This is a genomic window from Deltaproteobacteria bacterium (genome assembly GCA_016219225.1).
Taxonomy (GTDB): domain Bacteria; phylum Desulfobacterota; class RBG-13-43-22; order RBG-13-43-22; family RBG-13-43-22; genus RBG-13-43-22.
Genome location: JACRBX010000342.1, coordinates 1 through 2,421, shown reverse-complemented (window position 1 = coordinate 2,421; position 2,421 = coordinate 1). Strand labels below are relative to the sequence as shown.

3 protein-coding genes are annotated in these 2,421 nt (G+C 52.6%); 2 read left to right on the top strand and 1 reads right to left on the bottom strand.

Annotated features, from left to right (window positions below; genetic code table 11):
* Together HY879_27425 and HY879_27420 are read left to right on the top strand one after the other, a co-directional pair.
* Positions 1-812 (top strand): MFS transporter (locus HY879_27425; GenBank protein MBI5607079.1); only part of this gene is annotated, 812 nt, incomplete at its 5' end.
* Positions 813-852: 40 nt separating this feature from the next.
* On the top strand, positions 853-1,671 hold the full coding sequence (locus tag HY879_27420; GenBank protein MBI5607078.1) for a glutaminyl-peptide cyclotransferase: 819 nt from the start codon (positions 853-855) through the stop codon (positions 1,669-1,671).
* 158 nt (positions 1,672-1,829) lie between these two features.
* Here the strand turns inward: HY879_27420 and HY879_27415 are convergent.
* Positions 1,830-2,421: aldehyde ferredoxin oxidoreductase (locus HY879_27415; protein MBI5607077.1), on the bottom strand; the 592-nt coding region annotated here is incomplete at its 5' end.

The following is a 2,421-nucleotide window of genomic DNA, read 5'->3' as shown; positions in this document are numbered from 1 at the left end:
TGGCCACCCTGACCTCCCTGATCCGGCCCCAGGATTGGGGAAAGGCCTTTGCCATTCACGAACTGGCCCCTAATGCCGGTTTTGTTATGGCCCCCTTTTTTGCCGAAGCCTTTTTGCAGTGGAGCTCCTGGCGAGGGCTTATGGCCTTGTTAGGGACCGCTTCTTTGCTCTTAGGCCTGGCTTTTCTCTGGTTCAGCCAGGGGGGGAATTTTTACGGTCAAGCCCCTACCCCTCGGGTGGTACGGGATTTGATCAAGGAACCTGCTTTTTGGATCGTCATGGTCCTTTTTGGTCTGGGCATCGGGACCAGCTTTGGGGTTTATAGCATGCTTCCCCTTTATATGGTCGCTGAACGGGGAATCGGCCGGGGGTGGGCCAATACCCTGGTGGCCCTATCCCGGGTTTCCGGGATAGTCATTTCCCTGATATCCGGCTGGTTTGTGGATCGCCTGGGGATAAAGAAAACCATGCTGATTTTTCTTCTGACCACCGGGATTTTCACCGTTTTGCTCGGAACGGCCCCTGGATCCTGGCTGGTTCCTTGCATCTTCCTCCAGCCCCTGGTGGCGGTCTGTTTTTTCCCGGCAGGGTTTACCGCTATCAGCCGGATCGGTCCGCCCGGAAGTCGCAATGTAGCCATCTCCTTAACGGTCCCTTTGGGCTTTTTCCTGGGGGGCGGGGTTGTGCCGGCCTTGATCGGCTGGAGTGGGGAACGGATTTCATTTTCGATAGGAATCATTGCTCTTGGAATCATCACCCTGGCCTGTATTCCCCTGATTCGGGGGCTGCGATTTTCCGATGAGAAAAAGTAGAAACCGATCAGTTCGGAGTTATGAGTTCGGAGTAATGAGCATGAAGCATAAAGTTAAAAGCTCAAAAGTCAAGACCTCTTTTTTCTGTCTCTTGCTTCTTGGGGGGATATTTTTATTTCTATTTGCTGTTGATCAAAAAGCCAATGGCCTGGGAAATAAGACGCCGGTTTACAGCTATCAGGTGGTGCGGGTATTCCCTCACGATCCCAAGGCCTTTACCCAGGGGCTGGTGTATGATCAGGGATTTCTTTATGAGGGGACGGGGCTTATAGGAAAGTCCTCTTGGCGCAAAGTGGAACTGGAAACCGGGAAAGTTGTGGGTCTGGTTAAATTGCCCGATCGTTTATTTGGCGAAGGGGTGACCCTCTGGGAAGATAAAATCATTCAACTGACCTGGCAATCAAAAATCGGCCTGGTCTATGACCGGCAGACCCTTCGATTACTGAAAAAATTCTATTACCCCACGGAAGGCTGGGGCCTTACCCAGGATGGCCAACACTTGATTATGAGTGACGGGACGGCCTTCTTATATTTTCTGGACCCTCAGACCTTCAAGGAAGTCCGACGCATCCAGGCCCGCGATGAGGGCATTCCCATAGGCTTTCTCAATGAACTGGAATATATCAAAGGGGAGATTTACGCCAATGTTTACGGGACCGATCGCATCGTACGTATTGCACCTGAATCCGGGCAGGTAACCGGGTGGATTGACCTGAGCGGAATATTGCCTGAAAAAGATCGCAGGCCGGGAGTGGATGTTTTAAACGGCATCGCCTATGATGTTCAGAAAGACCGGCTCTTCGTCACTGGAAAACTTTGGCCGAAATTGTTCGAGATCCGGTTGATTCTCTTGAATTAGGACGTCCACTCGCCCCTTGTTTCGATTTTTCTCGTCACCCGTCACCCGTCACTCGTCACAGTTTTTCACCCGCCCCTCCCCTTTCCCATCCTCCATTCCGCAATCCAAAAGGATTGAGGAATTTTGAAATTCCTCAATCCTTAATTCCTATCTCCGGTTTACCAGTTAAAAACCTGATCCAGTTCTTCGTCTTTGACCTGGAAGGTGACATTATGAGGAGTCAGCACTTCTTTTTTGAAGAAATCGGGCAGCCGGTCCTGTTGAGGGGTAAAGCCGGCCTTCAGGTTGAAGTCTCTCTCGTTCTTGAGGATCGATTTCCCCAGGGCGGTTACATCATCGGCCGTCAGATTCAATCCGTAAAAGGCGTTGATCATATCGATCAGGGCCTGGAAGGTCTCCGGCTGATCCAGGACGGCAAAGGCTATGAAGAGGCACATGCCCGTAGCATCCACGGCCGCTGTGGCGATCTGTAGATTCCGGGAAAGTTCGATCTGCCCTTCGGGTTTGAGGGGATCTACTTTACCGCCCACATTGAGGATATTAGTGGCCACGGCATAACCGGCCGTGTGATCGGCCCCCATGGGACTGGTGGCATAGGTCACCCCGATACCCTGCACGGCCCGTGGGTCATAGGCCGGCATGGCCTGACCTTTAACTACCGGCACCCGTTCCACCCCGAAGACCTTACCGGTAACGGCCGCACCGCTTCCTAAAATGCGGCCCAGGGAAGTCCCCTGACCCACCTCTTTA